This window comes from Mesorhizobium sp. Primo-A (assembly GCF_003997175.1).
Classification (GTDB): domain Bacteria; phylum Pseudomonadota; class Alphaproteobacteria; order Rhizobiales; family Rhizobiaceae; genus Mesorhizobium; species Mesorhizobium ciceri.
This window is the reverse complement of the sequence record NZ_RZTG01000002.1, coordinates 470,421-488,805: the sequence shown is the minus strand read 5'-3', so window position 1 is coordinate 488,805 and position 18,385 is coordinate 470,421. Positions and strand designations below refer to the sequence as shown.

Here is an 18,385-nt window from a genome sequence, read left to right as displayed (position 1 = left end):
CTCGAATTCAAACGGCTTCGTGGCAGTGGATCCGCCTCCCATGGATCCACCATCACCGCATGAATTTCCAGCCGGCCCGTTTCAGCCGGCCCGTTTCAGCCGGCTTGCTTCAGCGCGGCTTTTTCGGCGCGCAATTCCTCGATCGAGCGAATGCTGCGCCGTGCGGCGCCCGCCCACTCGCGGGTCTTCACCTTGGATGTCGACAGCCGCTCCCTGGCGGCCGGAACCGCATGGGCGTATTGCGGCAGCCAGGCTGCCTGGGCGACGACCATTTCGTCGACCATCTGCCAGACCTCCTCCGGCGTCGAAACCGCGCCGACCAACGGGTCATGCAGCACGGCGAGCTTCAGAAGATCGATGTCGCCCGATATCGCGGCATGCACCGACATGCGCTGGACGTTGATCGAAGCGATGCAGGTGGCGGCGCAAGCCTCCGGCAACGTGATGCCGGCGGCCATGTTGATGCCGAAACGGTCGACGAAGCCCGGCGACTCGATGATGGCATCGTGCGGCAGGTTGGTGATCACCCCATTGTTCTTGACGTTGAAGTGGCCGCGATAGACGCGGTTGGTCTCCAGCGCCTCCAATATGTGGCTGGCATGCTCGTTGGAGCGTTTCTCGCGGTCGATCGGCTTGGACGCCGCTTCGAGGAACTGCGGATATTCCGTCTCGAACCAGTTGCGGGTTTCGGTGGAGTAGCGGAGATAGCCGCCGGTCTCGCCGTGAATCCAGTCGGACATATCGATCCAGCGCGTGATCTCGTCGGGACGTTTGCGGTACCAGGGCAGATATTCGGAAAGATGACCGTTGCTTTCGGTCGAATAGACGCCGAAGCGCTTCAGGACGTCGATGCGCAGCTTCTCCTGCCTGGAATAGACCGGATGCGCCTCGAAAGCGGCCACCAGTTCATCCTTGCCAATGGGGCGGCCGTTGAGGCGCAGATCGATGAACCAGGTCTGGTGGTTGATGCCGGAACAGACATAGTCGAGCTCCTGCGTGGACTTCGCGCCAAGCACCTCGGCGATCTGCTCGGCGCCGTGCTGGACGCCGTGACAGAGCCCGACAGTGTCGACCTTGCCGTATTCGATCGCCGCCCAGGTGTTCATCGCCATCGGGTTGGCGTAGTTCAGGAATTTGACGTTCGTCTCGGCGACCTCGCGTATGTCCTTGCAGAAATCCAGGATCACCGGAATGTTGCGCTGGCCATAGAGAATGCCGCCGGCACAGATCGTATCGCCGACGCACTGGTCGATGCCGTATTTCAAGGGAATGCGGATATCGTCGGCGTAGGCTTCGAGGCCGCCGACCCGCACGCAGCTGATGACGTAGCGAGCGCCTTCGAGCGCCTTGCGGCGGTCGGTGGTCGCCGTCACCGTGGTCGGCAACCTGTTTGCCTGGACGATCCTGTCGAGGATCGCCTTGATCATCTGAAGATTGTGCTCGCTGACGTCGGTCAGCGCGAATTCGATGTCCTTGAATTCGGGCACGCACAGGATGTCGGTGAACAATTTCTTGGTGAAGCCGACGCTGCCGGCACCGATGATAGCGATTTTGAAACTCATCAGCCGCACCTCATTCCATTTCGAATTGCAGGCAAGGAATGACAATGGGAGGCTCTAGCCACATGCCGCGACATGTATGCAGGACAAGCCGGAATCCGGCTCGCCAACCTCCCTGTCCGCTCCTTGACTGCGGATCTCTCTCGCTTTTCGATGGGGATTATGCGCTTATTCGCGAGCGCGACCAGAGAAGGATTATGCTTTCAGGGGTAATTTTGTGCTGCATGATTTGATAGAACACGGACAGTCCATGCGCACGATCTCGCTGCCGCGCGGCCGCCAGCGCCTGCACGCCATGCCGACGAGCACGGGCTACGAAGTGCGCGAGGACGAAATCTACGACTGGGACGGCCGCAAGCGCGGTCAGACACCGTTCACCGTGCTCCAGCACACGATCAGCGGGACTGGCCGGCTGCGCTACGAAAACCGCAACTACCGCTTGCAGAAGAACGACACATTGCTGGTGCTGGTGCCGCACAACCACCGTTACTGGCTGGCTGGAGATGAGCGCTGGGAATATTTCTGGATTTCGATGAACGGCGAGGAAGCGCTGCGCATCCACAAGTCGATCCTCAGCGTCTCGGGTCCTGTATTTCGGCTGCAGCCGGCGACAATCGATCATCTTGCCGATTGCAGCCTGCGCCTGATCAAAGGCGCCGCTTCGCCGGGTGCTGCTTCCGCGATAGCCTACGAGGCTGCGATGGCGCTCTATGACGATGTCTTCGGTTCCCATGCCTTCGCCGAAAAACTAAGCGCCATGCAGCCGGTCATCGATCACATCAACGCCAATCTCGACAAGCCGCTGCCGGTGGCGGACCTGGTCCAGATCAGCGGCCTCAGCCGAGCCCATTTCTCACGCTGTTTCGCCGAGAGCGAAGGCCTGCCTCCGGCCGAGTTCGTGCTGCAGCAGCGCCTGCAACGCGCGGCGAAGCTGCTGACCAAAGCGGATTTTTTGCCGGTGAAGGAGGTCGCCATCCTGTGCGGCTTCGAGGAAGCGAACTATTTTTCAAAGGTCTTCCGCCGCTGCTACGGCATCACACCGAGCCAATTCCGCACCACAGGCATGTACGCGAATTTGCGGACTCCGGCCAGGCGCGGCGTCAGGGCGTTCGATGACGAGACCTGACGCCGCCACGGTTAAACAGGCAGCCAACTAGGCAGCGCGCAGGCTGCCGCCGTCCAGCCATTCGAGATCGGCTTGCGAAAGCGTGATGTCGAGAGCGCGCAGGCTGTCGTCCAGTTCATCCAGCGTGCGTGGCCCGATCAGCGGGATGGAGGGGAAGGGCTGAGCGAGCACATAGGCCAGCGCAATATGGATCGGGCTCTTGCCCAGTCTCGCGGCAAGTTCGATCGCCCGGTCGCGGCGGCCGAAATTCCGCTCGGAGTACCAGACCCGCACCAGCTCCTCATTGTCTTGCTTGTCGCGACCCGCCCGATCGGTGAAGAAGCCGCGCCCTTGGCTCGACCAGGCGAAATTCGGCATCTTCCTGGATGTCAGCCAGGCCTTCCACGCATCCGTGGAGGACGTGACGCAGCCAGCCCAGATCGGCTCCAGCATTTCGGCCAGCGAGAAATTGTTGGACAGCGCACCGGGCTTTTGCTTGCCGGTGCGTTCGGCGTAGGCAATTGCCTCATCCATGCGTTCCATCGTCCAGTTCGAACCGCCGAACGGGCCGCGGATGCGGCCGGCCTTGACCTCGCGATCCATCGCATCGACGAATTCGCCGACCGGCACATCCGGATTGTCGCGGTGCATGAAGTAGACATCGACATGATCGGTCTGCAGGCGTTCGAGCGTCTGGTCGAGCTGCTTGCCGATCACATCAGGATAGCACAGCGGCGAGTGCGCGCCCTTGGCGATGACCACCGATTGCGCGCGCACGCCACGGTTTTTCAACCATTCGCCAAGCAGCTTCTCGGTATAGCCGCCGCCATAGACATAGCCGGTATCGAAGAGATTGCCGCCGGCCTCGAAAAAGGCATCGAGCAGGATCGAACCTGAGGAAAACGTACGGAAATCCTCGAAGCCGAGCGCCACCACCGATGCCGGTTTCGACAGGCCAGGAATGGTGCGCTTGGCGACCGCCGTGCCGCCGGACCGTAGCGGCCGGCCGGAGATGGTGTTGGTGCGCTGCTCGGCCTTCTCGATCCCGTATTCGAGGCCGGCTGCCGTCCGCCATTTGTCCAGCACACGCAAGGTGCCGAGGCTTTCCGCCCACGCCATGCCCGGCCAGGCGAATTCTTGGCCGCCGGCGCGGATCGCCTCGCCGGCTGCGTCGACCTCGAAGGAATAGACATGGCGCTTCTCGTCGACGCTGATGGTCTGGCGCGTACCATCGGAGGCGATGACGTCTATCCGGCCGAGACCGACATCGCGGTTGCCGCCGGCGAACCAGAAGTCCGGCACTTCGATGCGGCCCCTTGTGCCCAGGATGCGCAGCACATTGTCCTGGTTGAGCGAGATGCTGCAGGAGACTTCGGCGACAATGCCGCCGGGGAAATGCAGCAGCGCGGAGGCCCATTCGTCGACGCCGGACTGGCCCAGATGGGCGGTGCCGACCACCTTGTCTGGCTCGCTGAAGGGCTTTCCGACGGCCGCACCGGCAATCAGCCGGACCATCGAGACGGGATAGCCGCCGACATCGAGAATACCGCCGCCGGCGAGATCGTTGGCATAGAGCCGGTGCTGCGGCATGAAGCCCGGCATGGCGAAACCGAAGCTCGACTTGATCATCCTGATCTCGCCGATGACGCCGGACCTGATCAGCTCCACCAGCTTCTTGGTCTGCGGGTGCAACCGGTACATGAAGGCTTCGCCGAGGAATGTGCCGGCCTTGCGCGCAGCATGCATCATGGCGTCGGCCTCGAAGGCGGTCAGCGCCAGCGGCTTTTCGCACAGCACATGCTTTCCGGCCTCGGCCGCCTTGATCGCCCATTGCGCATGGCCTGGATGCGGTATCGAAATGTAGACGGCGTCGATGTCGGGGTCGGCGAGCAGCGCGTCGTAGCCGTCGAGGATACGGGCACCGGGAAAACGCTCGGCAAGCCCCGGCTTGGCGGGATTGCGTGCGCCGATGGCGACCAGCTTGCCGGTGTCCGAAGCGGCCACGCCACCGGCAAAGGACTGGGCGATGCTGCCCGGGCCGAGAATGCCCCAGCGAATGGGCGTGGTTGCGGTCATTGTCATTCTCCTTGAAGGCTGGAAAGGGCTGGCGGTCAGCGCAGCCGCAGTCCTTTTTCGTCGAACAGGTAGGATTTGCGGATGGAAACGGTGATCTCGGACGTGTCGGGGACCTTTGCCGCGTCGCGCTGGATCACCACGTCGTCACCGTTGGCCGTTCTGGCATAGAGGAAACTTGTGCCGCCCAGGTGCTCGATCACGTCGATGGCAACCACAAGGTCGGCGTCGCCTTCTCCGGCATTGCCGAAATGTTCGGGCCGCACACCGACAATGACCTTGCTGCCGATTTTTGGGCTGCCTATTTCGGGCGCAGTGCCAGTCAGCGGTAGCGTGATGCGGGTCTTCTCCTGGCCCGCCAGTTCGACCACGACGCCAGGTGCATCGTGCCCGACAACCCGGCCTTTGATGAAATTCATCTTCGGCGAGCCGACAAAGCCGGCGACGAACTGATTGTCGGGGTTGTCGTAGAGATCGAGTGGCCGGCCGATCTGCTCGATATGGCCGGCGCGCATCACGACGATCCTGTCGGCGAGCGTCATCGCCTCGGTCTGGTCGTGGGTGACATAGATCATTGTCGTGCCCAGTTCCTTATGGAGCCGGGAGATCTCGACGCGCATCTGGACGCGCAATTCGGCGTCGAGATTGGAGAGCGGCTCATCGAACAGAAACACCTGCGGTTCGCGTACGATGGCGCGGCCGATGGCGACGCGCTGGCGCTGGCCGCCTGAGAGTTTTTTCGGGCGCCTGTCCATCAATTCGCTGATGCGCAGGATCTCGGACGCCCGCTTCACCCGCCGTTCGGTGTCGGCTTTTGGATTGCCGGTCATGCGCAGGCCGAAAGAGAGGTTCTGTTCGACGCTCATATGCGGATACAGCGCGTAGGACTGGAACACCATGGCGATGCCGCGGTCGGCCGCCTCGACATCATTGACCACCTTGCCGCCGATGGCGATTTCGCCGCCGCTGATGTCCTCGAGCCCGGCGATCATCCTGAGCAGCGTCGATTTTCCGCAGCCGGAGGGGCCGACGAAGACGACGAACTCGCCGTCCTTGATGTCCATGCTGGCGCCATGGACGACCTCGAAGACGCCGAAGCGCTTGACGACATTGGTGAGCGTGACCGTTGCCATGCTGCCCCTTACTTGACCGCGCCGGCGGCAATGCCGGCGATGAAATGGCGCTGCAGCAGCACGAAGACGACCAGCATCGGCACCGTCAGCATTACAGCGCCCGCCATGATGCCGCCCCATGACACCTTGGTGAGGCCGATCAGCGTGCCGAGCGCCACCGGCGCCGTCATCGAACCAGGCTGGCTGTTGATCAAAAGCGGCCACAGATAATTGTTCCAGGAGGCGAGGAACAGGATGATGGCGAGTGCGGCCAGCATCGGCCGCGCCAAAGGCAGCGCGACAAAGAGGAAGATGCGCCACTCCTTCACGCCCTCGACGCGCGCCGCATCGAAGAGGTCGTCCGGCATCATCGAAAAACTCTGCCGCATGAACAGCACGCCGAGCGAATTGAACAGCGGCGGAACGATCAGCGCCACCCAGGTGTTGGCGAGCTTGAAGTCGCGCGCCACCATGATGAACTGCGGGATCAGCACGACCGCATAGGGCAGCGTTATGGTGCCCAGTATGATGGCGACGACCGCGCCCTTGCCGAAGAACTGGTATCGGGCCAGCGCCCAGCCGGCCATCGACGTCAGCAGCACCGACAGGATGGTGTAGGTCACCGCCACCGAGACCGAAATGCCGATGGCGCCGACGAAGTTCGTGTCACGCTGCAGATTGTTGAAATTGTCGATGAAATTGCCGTGCGGCAAAAGCTCGATGCCGGGGCTGAAGATGCCGTTGTCGGGCATGGTCGAGAACACCACCATCATCCACAGCGGAAACAGCCAGATCAGCGCCAGCGGCGTCAGGAACAGATGCAGAGCGATGCTGCGTCCCAGCCTGGCGGAGGAGCGCGAACTCATTTCGGTTCCCTCGTCAGCCACAGCTGCGCCAGCGTGATGGCGATCGCCAGCCCGGCCATGGTGTAGGCGACGGCCGAGGCGTAGCCGAAGTTGAGCGACCGAAAGCCCTGGCGGTAAAGCAGCAGGCCAAGCGTCTCCGTGCCGCCGCCCGGCCCGCCGCGCTCGGTGATCAGGAAGGGCTCGGTGAACAGCTGCATGGTGCCGATGATCGACAGCACGAGACAGAACACGATGACCGGCTTCAGCAGCGGCAGGGTGATGTAGAAGAACTGCTTGAGCTTGCTGACGCGGTCGAGCGTCGCCGCCTCGTAGACGTCTTCGGGAATGGACTGCATGCCGGCGAGCAGGATGATGGCGTTGTAACCGGCCCAGCGCCAGGTCACCGCGATCATGATCAGCGCCATCGCCGGCGTGACGTTGGAGAACCAGTCGATCTTGGGCAGGCCGACGCTGTTCAGGAGCTTGTTGATGATGCCGAAATCGAGGTTGAACATCAGCCGGAACACCGCCGAATAGGCAACCTCGCCGACCACGACCGGGGCGAAGAAGGCGAAGCGGTAGAGGCCACGCGCCTTCAAGAGCGGCGAGTTCAAAAGCACCGCCATGACGAGCGCCAGCGAGATCATCACCGGCACCTGGATGACCAGGATGAGCAGCGTGTTCTTCAGGGCGTTGAAGAAGGCCGGATCGCCGATCAACCGGCCCCAGTTGAAGCTCGGCGCGAACCGCCACGGCACGGTGCGCGTTGCCTGGAAGGAGATCATGAAGGAGCTGATGATCGGCCACACCCAGAAGATCGCGAAGATCAGCAGATAGGGCGTGAGGAAGCGATAGGCCGTGGCGTTACGATTGCGCATCTTGCTCCTCCTTCTACCGCTTGTTGTTTCACGCCGTCGCCTGGGTCTTCCCTTCTCCCCTTGTGGGAGAAGGTGTCGCCGAAGGCGACGGATGAGGGGGTGTTCCAGAGAACGCAAACGTCTCACTCCGCTGGAGCACCCGTCATCCGTCTCGGCGCTATCGCGCCGATCCACCTTCTCCCACAAGGGGAGAAGGAGAAGCGGTGATCAAGATTTGACGGGCAGTCCGGTCGCCGCCGCGATCTGGCTTGCGGCATCGTCGAGCGCCGCCTTGGCGTCAGGATAGCCGCCGGCCAGATACTTGGTCTGCACGGCGCGGACGATGATTTCGGCGTCGCTCTGGAACTGCGTGCCGCGGCTCGGAACAACCTTCGGCAAGGTGCCGAGAATGTCCTTCCATACCGCCTGGCCGCCCCAGTAAGACAGGCCTTGTGCGACATAGGGATCGTCGAGTGCCGAGACCAGGGACGGTACCAGGCCGAACTCCTTCAGCATCGTGATCTGGCCTTCATTGGTTCCGAGCGTGTATTTCAGATAGGCGTAGGCAGCCTCCTTGTTCTTGGAAGCCGAGGTGATGGCCAGCGAGGACCCGCCGAGATTGGCGGCGCGCGGCCCGTCGGCGGTGAGGCTCGGCATCAGATAGACGCCCCATTTGCCGTTTTCGCCGGCAGATTCGGTGCGAATGGTGCCCTCATACCAGCCGCCATAGATCTGGGTGGCGACGGTGCCGGCGGTGTTGTTGGTGATCTTGGTGCCCCAGTCGGCCGACGAGATGATGCCGGCGTCCTTCATCTCCTTGACCTTGGTCATGGCATCGATGCATTTGGGCTGGTTGACCGTGATCGATTGTCCGTCCTCGGAGAAATAGGCGCAGCCCTGTTCGTTGGAGATCATGCGGAAGAATTCCGAGTCGCCATTGAAATCGGCATTGGTCATCGAGACGCCAGGATTGGCGGCCTGGATTTTCTTGCCGGCGGCGATGAAATCGTCCCAGGTCTTGATCGAAGCCGGATCGACGCCGGCCTTTTCGTAGAAGTCGCGGCGATAAAAGGCGGCCACCGGGCCGGAATCCCACGGCATCGCGTAGGCCTTGTCGCCCACTTCCAACTCGGTGCGCTTGAAATCGGGGAATTTTTTCTGGTCGTCGGCTGTGTAACCGAGCGTATGCAGGTCGACGAAGCAGTCGGGGAACTGGCTCCAGTAATTCTCGGCCTCGCCGTTCTCGATGGTGACGACATCAGGCAGCCCGACGCCGCCGGCGGCGCAGCCGGCGATCGACTTGTCGTAAGTCGGCTGGTTGCCGAGATCCTGGACCGTGACCTTGACGTCGGGAAATTGCTTGTTGAAGCCGGCAATGGTCGCTTTCAGCGATGAAGCCGCGACATTCCAGCTCCAGATGGTGATTTCGCCGGATTGCGCGAAGGCCGGGGCTGAGCCCAGGGCAAGCGCGAGCGCGGCGCAGGTCATTGTGATGCGCATTGAAATCCTCCCATTTCATTTGCTCTCTCACTGTGAGCGTGGCTAGACTATGCACCGGGCAAGGCCTGTCGCCGTCAAAGGGAATATGAAATTGGCGGAAAGTAAGATGCCTGAACGGCCGTTCTACCAGCCTGGGGCCAGCAGCGTGGAAGGCCTGCCGCTGCTCCTGCAGATGTTTCACACCAATCCGTTGGTGATGCTCAAGCCGCATTGGCACGCCCAGGTCGAGGTTAATTTCATCGTGCGCGGCAGCGTGCATTACCGCATGAACGACCACGAGATTTCGCTTTCGGCCGGCGAGATGTGCCTGTTCTGGGGTGGCCTGCCGCACCAGATGGACGATTTGTCCGACGACGCCATCTATGCCGGAGCGCATCTGCCGCTGGTGCATTTCTTCCGGCTGCACCTGCCCACGGACATAAGGCACCGGCTGATGACGGGCGCAACACTGGTGACATCGGCCACCGACCAGTCCGACAACCATAATTTCGAGCGCTGGAACCGCTACGCCCGGTCCGGCGACCAGGCCAAGGCCGAACATGCCGTCAACGAATTGCTGCTGCGGCTGGAGCGAGTGCGGTTCGAGCCCTATCGGCTGGTATCCGCAACTCCGACCGACCAAGAAACAGGCAGCCCCTTTGACCAGCAATCGTCGCGGAATGTCGGACGCATGTGCGATTTCATCGCCGAAAACTTCCTCTATGACATCGATTGCGTGAACATCGCCGCGGCCGCCGACATCCATCCCAAATACGCCATGAGCCTGTTCAAGAAATCCACCGGCATGACGCTCAATGAGTATGTGAACCTGTTGCGGCTGAGCTATGCGCAGGCGCTTTTGATGCATCAGGACGCCAATGTGCTGCGTGTCGCCATGGATTCGGGTTTCGGCTCGCTCAGCGCCTTCAACAAGTCGTTCCGCAAGCTCGCCGGCATGTCGCCTTCCGATTTTCGGCGCGGCGTGACCGGCGCCAGATAGGCGATGGCGACTTGCGGGCGCCCAGTGCCGCGAGCATTGCTGCGCCTCGACCGCCGGCTAAAAGACATGTCACGGCGTTTCAGCCTGCAATAACGACGCCGACCAGGGTGAAGAAGGCCAGATAGTGCCATGCCGTGCGCGATTCCGGCCCGCAAGCGGCATGGAAACCCGGGCGCCGCACGGCATCGCTTTTCCTGCCTGAAATCGCCACCTAGGCGCTGGACAGGCCGAATTCCCGTGCTATAACCCACGCGCTTTCAAGGGGCGCCCCACGGCGCCTCGATGAATTCCGGCCTGCGAGTTTTCGTTTGCCGGAACAGGCCCAGATAGCTCAGTTGGTAGAGCAGCGGACTGAAAATCCGCGTGTCGGTGGTTCGAATCCGCCTCTGGGCACCATCCCCTCCTGGTCCGTTCTGGGCACCCCCCGTCGCGTCGCCGCCTGCATCGCCAAGTGGAATCACTTTGCGCACATTGGCCCGCCGGCGGATTTAATTTGCTTGGCCACCCCTCAACCCTGGGGCAAACTGCCCGTTGGGGCTGCAGGAGGTGAAATGAGAGCACGCGCAGCAACGCTTGGGGATCTGGAGGATGTCTTTCGCGGTCTGTCCAAGCGAATGTCGGACGAATACGTCGCTGCCGGCAAGGACAGCAAGATCGCCTACGACAACCTTATGATGAATTTGAAGGAGGGCCGCGCGCACGCGCTTGTCGAGGGTGACAAGGCCGTGGCGATCATCGCCTGGCATGAGAACAGCGACGCCGCCGACACGCTGTTCGCCGCACGGGAGGACTTCTTCCGGGCCACGACCGTCCGTTTCTGCAAGCGGCATATCAGGCATATCCAGGCGCTCGCCGGCAACCTCGCCATCCATTCGCGCAGTTGGCTCCAGGGGCCGGATGTCGCAAGATGGTTCGGCGTCATCGGCTATGTCGAGCGCGGCCGGGAGAACGGCGCCACTTTGTTCGAGCTGCCGCCGGCTCGCATCGGCTAGGAAACCCTGGGCTGGTCAAGATCCCTTGCCGCAAACACCGCCACCCTCTCGCGATCGCCCGCACAGGTTCGTCGATGCGGGTCACCGTCTTCGGCTCCAGGATCCCTTGCTCGGCGGCCTTCTGAACTGCCTTAGCAAGCGGCTTGCGCCGGGCGCCGATTGGCGGGATGTTATGGGAGGGCAACCGGGGGGCAAACCGGCACGCCGAGACAGATATGGCTGCTGGAAATGTCACGAGCTTGCTTCGCCTTTCTTGCCTTTGTTGCCTTGGTGAGGCCGGTAGGGGCAGGCGAGTGGACGTCTCATCTGCTTGACCGCCCAAGCCTGGCAACCGCCTATTTTCGCCAAGCCGATCTTGTGACTGCATACGCGACCGCAATGGCGCGCTTCCGTCTGCAGCTCGCAGGGCGTGCCGGCGAAAACAACCTTGCGGTCCCTCTCGAACCACTGCTTTTGCGGGCGGAATTCCGTGCGCGGACATGGCGCTCGGCGGACGGCAGCCTGTTGCAAGGCTTCGCCGGCAAGGGCGGCTTCCGGCTGACTATCGGCAACTGCCTGGCGCGCATCTGCGCTGCCAGCGAATGCAGCGATGCCGGTTGGCCGGTTTACGCCTGCAGCGACGGAGGCAAGCGCAAGATGTCCGTCACGGATTTTGTGACGGCAAACTTCGGCGGCGTCTCCTACCGCCGATTGAGCGCCTCCCCTTCACAGGAATGACAGCGCCGACCGTCTTGCTGCGGCGTTCAGCAAAGGGCGGTGTCCCTCCTCACCGCAAACGCCGCCTGCACCGCGCGATTGACGGTGACCGGCAGGATCGACATGTGGTTCTCGCCGGCATGCAGTTCGAAACTGGCGCGCACGCCCGGGAGAGCATCAAGACGCTGCGCCATTGCCCGCGCGAATGCGTCGGTGCGTGTCACCTTTTTCTGCTTCAGGCGCTTTTCCTCGTCCTCGGCGCCAATCTGGAACGGCGCCAGCTTCTCGGTCTCGTACTCGCCGGCCGACAGGATCATGGTCGCCGCCAAACCATCGGGAATGGCGGCCTCGAAGGCTTCGAGAAAGCGGTCGATGGCACGCTCTTCCCAATAGATGGCGGGGCTCGCCGCGATCCAGGTCTGAAAGGAAGAAGGCCGCGTGAACAGGGCGTAGAGCGCAAACAGGCCACCGAAAGAATGGCCGTAAAGCGCCTGGCGGCTGGCATCGACCGTGACCCGGCTGGCGACCCACGGCTTCAGCTCATCCTCGATGAAAGCAAGGAATTTCCCTGCCCCACCGGTCCGGACTTCGGACGTGCCTTCGTGGAAGGGCGGGTAGGTCTTGCCTGGCGGCGGGCCGAGATCCCATGAGCGGCGCAGCGGATCATAGGCGCCGTCGACGGGATAGCCGATGGCGACGATGACGCCCCAGCCGACATTGGTGCCCGTGGGATAGAAGGCCTGCGCGCGCATGGCGTCGACCGCCGTGCCGATGACGGCGTTGCCGTCGGTCATGTAGAGGACCGGCCAGCCGGCCTCGGGCACCGGCCCGGACGGCACATGCAGGAATATCCGCCAGGGCGCGCCGCCCTGCGCCGGAACAAGATCGTGGACCGCCGTGTTGGCGATCAGGGCTGGCGTCGCGTTGGACATGGATATCTTGGACATGGATATCTCCAGGCAAAACGGTCAGCGGCGGCGCAGCAGCCACATCAGCACCGGGCCGCCGATCAACGTGGCGACGAGACCGGCCGGGATCTGGCGCGGGAAGATGGCGATCCGGCCCACCCAGTCGGCGGCGACCATGATCAGCGCGCCGGCGAGCACCGCGCCAATGGCCTGCGGCAGCGCACGGGAAAGGCCAAGGCGACGAGCAAGATGCGGCGCCATAAGGCCGATGAAGGTCAGCGGACCGACGATCAGCGTCGAAGCCGCGGTGAGTGCCGCGACGGCCAGCAGCACGAGAAGCCGCGCCCTCTTCAGGTTGATGCCAAGGCCCTGAACGGCGGCGGAGCCGAGCGGCAGGATGTCGAGCCAGCGCATGAAGAAAGGCGCGAGCGCGAAGAGGCAGACCGCGATACCACCGGTCAGCAGGGCGTCACCGACATCGACGCCATAGGTCGAACCGGTCAGCCAGTTGAGCAGCAGCATGGCGCGAGGATCGCCGGTCGCGGTGAGCACCAGGATCAGCGCGTCGAACAAGGCCGTCAGGGCAACGCCGGCAAGCAGCAGCCGCTCCGGCGCATAGGCGGCACGACGGCCGATCGCCAGCGTCACCAGCAAAGCGGCGAAGGCCCCGATCGTTGCCGCCGCCGTCTGAACCGGGCGCCCGGCATCGACGAGCGCAAACAGCGCCACCATCATGCCAAGGGCGGCACCGGCACTGATGCCCAGCACTTCGGGGCTGGCCATCGGATTGCCGGTCAGCCGCTGCATCATCAGCCCGGCAAGCGCCAGCATCGCCCCGGCACTCAGCGCGGCAAGCACGCGAGGCCACCGCCACGACAGCAAAGGCTGCAGCTCGTCGCCGAAGGCGAAGGTCCAGCCATGCGGACCCGGTTCATGGAGCAGGGCCAGCCCGAGCAGCAGAAGCAGAGCCAGGCCGAGTGCCATGAGAACAAGGCCGGGCCGGCTTGCGCGCGGCAGGCGCACGGCCATCAAGGTCGGGGCTTCCGAGCCAAGCGCAAGGCGCGGCAGCAGCCAGAGCAGCAGCGGCGCACCGAGAAGTGCTGTGATCGCTCCGGTCGGCAGCAGGTCGCCTTGCGGCCCGGTGGCGATCTGCACGCCTTGATCGGCGGCCCACAGCAACGCGCCGCCGATCAGCGGCGCCATCACCAGTTGTTGGCCAAGCCGCCGGCCACCGCCGATGCGCGCGAGCGTCGCCGCGGCCAGGCCGACGAAGCCGATGACGCCGACAGCGGCAACGACAAACGCGATCAGCGCGACGGCGGCCGCCAGTCCGGCGAAGCGATAGGCGCCGAGCGGCACGCCAAGGCTGCGCGCGCCTTCATCGTCGAGGCCAAGCAGGGTCAGGGGCCGCACCATGAAGAAGATCGCAAGCGCAGCAGTGCCGATGCGGGGCAAAAGCCACAGCGTCGTCGACCAATCCTGCTGGCCGAGCGAACCGGCGCCCCAGATGAACAGGCTGGCCAGCCATTCATGCCGCAGCACGATGAGAGCGGCACCGATGGCGCCGGCATAGAGGCTGACCACAAGCCCCGCCAGCACCACCGAAAGCGGCGACAGGCCCTTGTGCCAGGACAGAGCGATGACGGCGGCAAGGGCCATAAATGCGCCGGCCAGCGCCACCCATTCGCGGCCGAAGGCAAGCAGGGACGGTGACAGAAGCGTCGCCAGTGCCAGCGCCAGATAGGCGCCGGCCGAGACGCCAACGGTTTCAGGCGAGGCGAGCGGGTTGCGCAGAACCTGCTGCAGGACAGTTCCGGCAAGCCCGAGCGCCGCACCGCACAAAAGGCTGATCGCAAGACGGGGCAGGAAGGCATAGTGGACGAGCACCTGCCGCATGTCAGCGATGTCGGGAGCGGCGAGCGATTGGAGCCAGAGCGCCGATGGCAGTTGCACGGTGAGGTTCGAGACGGTTGCCGCTGCCGCAGCCGCGAGCAGCACCGCGCAAAGCAGGATCGCGCCTACCGGCTGATTGCTGGAAAAGCTCCACACGGGGGCCCGGCCGGCCGACGCAGGCTTCCCCCTTTGGGCAATGGCAGCATCCTCAGCCATGGGCGGCCTCCGCGGTCATCGCCGATGCCAGGACCCGAGCAAAACGGCTCGCGGATGGAAGCGCGCCAAACATCAGGACGGCAGGAAGGCGCATGATCGAGCGGTTGCGCACGAAGGGCATGGCATTCCAGACCGGACTTTCGGTCAGCGTGCCGCCGGCGCCCTCAGGCAAGGGTTCGAGATAGGCGAGGCGCGCATCGCTGGATGTCGCCAGCCCGTCGATGCCGACGGTCGAAAACCCCCAATAGTTGGTCTCGGCCGTCCACGCGTTGCTGAGCCCGATGCGGTCGAACACCTCCTGAAACAGGCTCTTTGCGCCGTAGACGCGCACATTGCGGGGGTCCAGGAAGCTGACGACATAGATCGGCCGTGCCGAAAGCGGCGCCAGTTGCTGGCGAACCTCCAAAAGATACGCGTCTGTCGCCGCGATCAGCGCCTCGCCTTCGCTTTCCTTGCCGACAAGCCCGGCGAGCTGGCGCGTCGCCTCGAGCGCGCGCCGATAGGGTTGCCCGGCCTCGGTATAGAGCCCGATCGTCGTCACTGGAGCCACGCGTTCGAGCAGCGGCTTGATGCCCTCGAGATACGGCATGGACAGGATGATGTCGGGCCTGAGCTGCTGCAGGAATTCGAGATTGGGCTCGAGCAGCGTGCCGAGATCGGCGACGTCGGGCGGCAGCCGCGGCTCGACCACCCATTTCTCCCAGACCTCCCGATCGGCAATGGCGACCGGGCTGACACCGAGCATGAGCAAGGTCTCGGTCAACCCGTCATCCAGGCAGACGATGCGCAACGGACGGGCTTCAGCCGTGGAGGACCTCATGCCGGCGAACGGCAGCGAAAAAAGCCCGAGCGCCTGGCGCCGGGTCATTCGGCTGCGCAAATGATCGGGCGCGGCTCTCGACTGGGGCTCTTGGTCTCTCTGCAATGCGGCCGGCCCTGCTTTTCGGGGGTTGGTCTCCAGTGACCACTGCCCGGTGACTATGAAACATGAGTATACTAGTCAACATTTAAGATGCCTGCCCAGTCAACTTTCACGCAACCGCATGCCAAGCGCAGACGCCCACTGGCCGCAAGGCGATTCGCCCGTACAACAACCCTGTGCGACGTCACCGTCCGAATCACGGTTTGCGAAGCCCAATCCGCGCCCCGCATCATTTTTCCTCCACGAATGCATTCCATGATAGAGGGAGCTACGGTCGCCTTTGGGCAGCCGTTTCCTGGATTGCCTGAGAGACCAAAGACGGCCAAGAACCAAAAGCCGGCAGCAAGCCGCCACCTGAAGACGTCAAGGACCGGTCGAACGCATCAAGGCAGCGTGATCGGGTTGCACTCGGCAAGGCTTGATGATTTGTTGCCGCTATACGGAGAACGAATGATGCGAGAGCCTGCCGGTCAAGACGAATACGGGTCGACGAACCCTTTCGATCCGGACGACCTGCCAACCTTGAACGCAATCGGCCCGAGCATGGGAAGCGGCAATGATTTCGAGAGATATGCCGTTGCCGTGATCATCGTGTTCGGTGCGCTGATCATCGGCGGGCTGATGGCCGCATCGATGGTCTTCGGGCACCGCAACGGCTTCCTCTTCGCGCTTGGCGGCGCCACATCCGCCTGGATCTCCGGAAATGCGCTGCTGCTCGACCGGCCGCGCATCTATGCGCTGTTCGTCGGCATTGCCGCCTTGATGCTGGTTGCGTCCACCCTCACGCTGGTCTTGTGACGGTCAAGTCGGTGTGAGCCGATCCACTTGAGCAGCGGGCGATCAACCCGAATCGCCACGCTGCTCCAAGCTTTTCCTCCGAGCTGTCAGTATCCGAGCGCCTCGCCAGAGGCCGCGCGGCTGTCGATGGCGCCGTTGTAGCGCGCGCCGCCGCCTTTCTCGATTTCCGCCAGGCTCTTGCCGCCGACCAGGATGCCGGCGGCCTGACCCCAGGTCTGGTCGGCGAGATCGAGGTGATATCCCATGCCGGCCAGCAGCTTTTCTGTGTCCGGCGACAGGCCGAACGGCTCGACATACACCTTGTCGGGCAGCCATTGATGGTGGATGCGCGGCGCGTCGATCGCCTCCTGGATGTTCATGCCGTGGTCGATGACATTGACGATCGCTTCCAGCGTGATGGTGATGATGCGCGAACCACCGGGGCTGCCGATGACCATGAACGGCTTGCCGTCCTTGGCGACCACGGTCGGGCTCATCGACGACAGCGGCGTCTTCTTCGGCTGGATGGCGTTGGCCTCCCCCTGGACCAGGCCATAGAGGTTGGGCACGCCGGGTTTCTGGGTGAAATCGTCCATTTCGTTGTTGAGCAGGATGCCGGTGCCGTCGGCGACGACGCCGGCTCCAAAGGAACCGTTCAACGTGTAGGTGACCGCGACCGCATTGCCCGCATCGTCGATGATCGAATAATGCGTCGTCTCCTTGCTCTCGCCAAAGCCCTTCGGCATCAAATCCTGCGACACGCCGGCCCGGAACGGGTCGATCTTGTCGCGGATATCCTTGGCATAGGCCTTATCAAGCAGTTTCGAGACCGGGTTATCGACGAAATCAGGATCGCCAAGCGCTGAATTGCGGTCGACATAGGCGTAGCGCATCGCCTCGACCATGACGTGGACCGTCTCGGCGGAACCTGCGCCGAGATAGGACAGCGGGTAGCCCTCCAGCACGTTGAGGATTTCGCAGATGATGATGCCGCCGGAGCTGGGCGGCGGCGAGGAGGTGATCTCGTAGCCGCGATAGGTACAGGTCACGGGCTTGAGCTCACGCACCGCATATTGCTCGAAATCCGGCTTGGCGAGAATGCCGCCCTTGGCGCCGCTCGCCTTGATGATGGCGTCAGCGATGGCGCCTTTATAGAAGGCATCCGTACCCTTTTCGGAAATGGCGGCGAGCGAGGCGGCGAGGTCGGGCTGGACCAGCCGCTCGCCGATGCCATAGGGCTTGCCGTCGGGTTTCAGGAATATGGCGGCGGCCGCGGGGTCCTTCGCCAGCCTGTCGGCACTGCCGGCAAACGAGGCAGCGTCGCCCTGGTTGAGGATGAACCCGTCCTTGGCGTAGCCGATTGCCGGCGCCATCAGATCCTGGCGGGACAATTTGCCGTATTTTTCACGGGCCATCTCGAAGCCAGCCACAGAGCCCGGTACGCCGACGGCGAGATAGCCGTCGAGGCTGGCGCCCTTCACCGGGTTGCCGTCCTTGTCGAGATACATGGTTTTTGTCGCCGCCAGCGGCGCCCGCTCGCGGAAATCGAGAAAGGTCGATTTGCCGTCCTTGAAGCGGATGGTCATGAAGCCGCCGCCGCCGATATTGCCGGCATTGGGGTAGACGACGGCGAGCGCATAGCCGACGGCAACCGCCGCGTCGACAGCATTGCCGCCCTTCTTCAACACCTCGATGCCGACTTCGGACGCCAGATGCTGGGCCGTCACCACCATGCCGTGCTCGCCCTTGGCCGGCGCCGGCGAGGCGGCGAAGACACTCGTCAACGGCGCCAGGACAAAGGTGATGGAAAGACTGGCGGCGATCAGTGTCCGACGGTTGAGAGGCATGGCGGTTCTCCGGGCGGGGGGATGCCTAGAAGACCGTGTTGGACGGATCGAGTCCACTAACAATTAAGGGAGCACGAGAAAGAGCCCCCTCACCCGGATTGCCA

General features: G+C 63.3%; 15 protein-coding genes and 1 tRNA gene. 6 read left to right on the top strand and 10 right to left on the bottom strand.

All coding sequences use genetic code 11. The features are described from left to right. Window positions 1–95 precede the first annotated feature (95 nt). A complete protein-coding gene (locus tag EOC83_RS05065) occupies window positions 96–1,562 on the bottom strand; it encodes an alpha-glucosidase/alpha-galactosidase (RefSeq protein WP_063170465.1) in 1,467 nt (488 codons plus the stop codon). 247 nt (window positions 1,563–1,809) lie between these two features. On the opposite strand from EOC83_RS05065, the gene EOC83_RS05060 reads away from it, so the two are divergent. Further along, window positions 1,810–2,685: an AraC family transcriptional regulator gene (locus tag EOC83_RS05060; RefSeq protein ID WP_082826649.1), complete on the top strand. Its 876-nt coding sequence runs from the start codon at window positions 1,810–1,812 to the stop codon at window positions 2,683–2,685. A 27-nt stretch (window positions 2,686–2,712) separates the two neighbouring features. Here the strand turns inward: EOC83_RS05060 and EOC83_RS05055 are convergent, their stop codons facing one another. From EOC83_RS05055 to EOC83_RS05035, 5 genes are all read right to left on the bottom strand, one after another. Continuing rightward, on the bottom strand, window positions 2,713–4,740 hold the full coding sequence (locus EOC83_RS05055; protein ID WP_063170039.1) for an aldo/keto reductase: 2,028 nt from the start codon (window positions 4,738–4,740) through the stop codon (window positions 2,713–2,715). Window positions 4,741–4,775: 35 nt separating this feature from the next. Beyond that, entirely contained in the window at window positions 4,776–5,870 is a 1,095-nt protein-coding gene (gene ugpC, locus EOC83_RS05050) for a sn-glycerol-3-phosphate ABC transporter ATP-binding protein UgpC (protein WP_024504772.1), read from the bottom strand. 8 nt (window positions 5,871–5,878) lie between these two features. Further along, window positions 5,879–6,715: a carbohydrate ABC transporter permease gene (locus EOC83_RS05045; RefSeq protein WP_013530185.1), complete on the bottom strand. Its 837-nt coding sequence runs from the start codon at window positions 6,713–6,715 to the stop codon at window positions 5,879–5,881. Continuing rightward, complete coding sequence (locus tag EOC83_RS05040; RefSeq protein ID WP_013530184.1) at window positions 6,712–7,572, bottom strand: sugar ABC transporter permease; 861 nt, start codon at window positions 7,570–7,572, stop codon at window positions 6,712–6,714. The genes EOC83_RS05045 and EOC83_RS05040 overlap by 4 nt, the downstream gene beginning before the upstream one ends. Window positions 7,573–7,779: 207 nt before the next feature. Further along, window positions 7,780–9,051: an extracellular solute-binding protein gene (locus EOC83_RS05035; protein WP_063170038.1), complete on the bottom strand. Its 1,272-nt coding sequence runs from the start codon at window positions 9,049–9,051 to the stop codon at window positions 7,780–7,782. Between the two features lie 85 nt (window positions 9,052–9,136). On the opposite strand from EOC83_RS05035, the gene EOC83_RS05030 reads away from it, so the two are divergent. The 4 genes from EOC83_RS05030 to EOC83_RS05015 all read left to right on the top strand — a co-directional run bounded on the left by EOC83_RS05030 (window position 9,137) and on the right by EOC83_RS05015 (window position 11,739). Beyond that, on the top strand, window positions 9,137–10,030 hold the full coding sequence (locus EOC83_RS05030) for a helix-turn-helix domain-containing protein (protein WP_024504770.1): 894 nt from the start codon (window positions 9,137–9,139) through the stop codon (window positions 10,028–10,030). Window positions 10,031–10,350: 320 nt separating this feature from the next. Further along, window positions 10,351–10,426, top strand: a tRNA-Phe gene (locus EOC83_RS05025). Window positions 10,427–10,581: 155 nt separating this feature from the next. Continuing rightward, complete coding sequence (locus EOC83_RS05020) at window positions 10,582–11,022, top strand: hypothetical protein (protein WP_013533589.1); 441 nt, start codon at window positions 10,582–10,584, stop codon at window positions 11,020–11,022. Between the two features lie 378 nt (window positions 11,023–11,400). Continuing rightward, window positions 11,401–11,739, top strand: a complete 339-nt coding sequence (locus tag EOC83_RS05015; protein WP_013533590.1) for a hypothetical protein — start codon at window positions 11,401–11,403, stop codon at window positions 11,737–11,739. 26 nt (window positions 11,740–11,765) lie between these two features. Here EOC83_RS05015 and EOC83_RS05010 read toward each other — a convergent pair whose 3' ends face one another. From EOC83_RS05010 to EOC83_RS05000, 3 genes are read right to left on the bottom strand one after another with little or no spacing between them, the layout of a single operon-like run. Continuing rightward, a complete protein-coding gene (locus tag EOC83_RS05010; protein WP_063170037.1) occupies window positions 11,766–12,665 on the bottom strand; it encodes an alpha/beta hydrolase-fold protein in 900 nt (299 codons plus the stop codon). 21 nt (window positions 12,666–12,686) lie between these two features. Beyond that, on the bottom strand, window positions 12,687–14,735 hold the full coding sequence (gene fhuB, locus EOC83_RS05005) for a Fe(3+)-hydroxamate ABC transporter permease FhuB (protein WP_082826648.1): 2,049 nt from the start codon (window positions 14,733–14,735) through the stop codon (window positions 12,687–12,689). Next, complete coding sequence (locus EOC83_RS05000; protein ID WP_024503125.1) at window positions 14,728–15,603, bottom strand: ABC transporter substrate-binding protein; 876 nt, start codon at window positions 15,601–15,603, stop codon at window positions 14,728–14,730. The genes fhuB and EOC83_RS05000 overlap by 8 nt, the downstream gene beginning before the upstream one ends. A gap of 504 nt (window positions 15,604–16,107) precedes the next feature. Between EOC83_RS05000 and EOC83_RS04995 the strand changes: the two genes are divergently transcribed. Beyond that, window positions 16,108–16,455, top strand: coding sequence for a hypothetical protein (locus tag EOC83_RS04995; RefSeq protein WP_032808338.1), 348 nt, complete (start codon window positions 16,108–16,110; stop codon window positions 16,453–16,455). Between the two features lie 86 nt (window positions 16,456–16,541). On the opposite strand, the gene ggt is transcribed toward EOC83_RS04995, so the two are convergent. Then, window positions 16,542–18,281 carry a gamma-glutamyltransferase gene (gene ggt / locus EOC83_RS04990; RefSeq protein WP_063170036.1) on the bottom strand — a complete coding sequence of 580 codons (1,740 nt, stop codon included), beginning with the start codon at window positions 18,279–18,281 and terminating at the stop codon, window positions 16,542–16,544. Window positions 18,282–18,385: the final 104 nt, after the last annotated feature.

Bases quoted from the DNA above. Each gene is read 5' to 3' on its own strand.
- EOC83_RS05065 (WP_063170465.1), bottom strand. From the start codon at position 1,562: ATGAGTTTCAAAATCGCTATCATCGGTGCCGGCAGCGTCGGCTTCACC.
- EOC83_RS05060 (WP_082826649.1), top strand. From the start codon at position 1,810: ATGCGCACGATCTCGCTGCCGCGCGGCCGCCAGCGCCTGCACGCCATG.
- EOC83_RS05055 (WP_063170039.1), bottom strand. From the start codon at position 4,740: ATGACCGCAACCACGCCCATTCGCTGGGGCATTCTCGGCCCGGGCAGC.
- ugpC (WP_024504772.1), bottom strand. From the start codon at position 5,870: ATGGCAACGGTCACGCTCACCAATGTCGTCAAGCGCTTCGGCGTCTTC.
- EOC83_RS05045 (WP_013530185.1), bottom strand. From the start codon at position 6,715: ATGAGTTCGCGCTCCTCCGCCAGGCTGGGACGCAGCATCGCTCTGCAT.
- EOC83_RS05040 (WP_013530184.1), bottom strand. From the start codon at position 7,572: ATGCGCAATCGTAACGCCACGGCCTATCGCTTCCTCACGCCCTATCTG.
- EOC83_RS05035 (WP_063170038.1), bottom strand. From the start codon at position 9,051: ATGCGCATCACAATGACCTGCGCCGCGCTCGCGCTTGCCCTGGGCTCA.
- EOC83_RS05030 (WP_024504770.1), top strand. From the start codon at position 9,137: ATGAAATTGGCGGAAAGTAAGATGCCTGAACGGCCGTTCTACCAGCCT.
- EOC83_RS05020 (WP_013533589.1), top strand. From the start codon at position 10,582: ATGAGAGCACGCGCAGCAACGCTTGGGGATCTGGAGGATGTCTTTCGC.
- EOC83_RS05015 (WP_013533590.1), top strand. From the start codon at position 11,401: ATGGCGCGCTTCCGTCTGCAGCTCGCAGGGCGTGCCGGCGAAAACAAC.
- EOC83_RS05010 (WP_063170037.1), bottom strand. From the start codon at position 12,665: ATGTCCAAGATATCCATGTCCAACGCGACGCCAGCCCTGATCGCCAAC.
- fhuB (WP_082826648.1), bottom strand. From the start codon at position 14,735: ATGGCTGAGGATGCTGCCATTGCCCAAAGGGGGAAGCCTGCGTCGGCC.
- EOC83_RS05000 (WP_024503125.1), bottom strand. From the start codon at position 15,603: ATGACCCGGCGCCAGGCGCTCGGGCTTTTTTCGCTGCCGTTCGCCGGC.
- EOC83_RS04995 (WP_032808338.1), top strand. From the start codon at position 16,108: ATGATGCGAGAGCCTGCCGGTCAAGACGAATACGGGTCGACGAACCCT.
- ggt (WP_063170036.1), bottom strand. From the start codon at position 18,281: ATGCCTCTCAACCGTCGGACACTGATCGCCGCCAGTCTTTCCATCACC.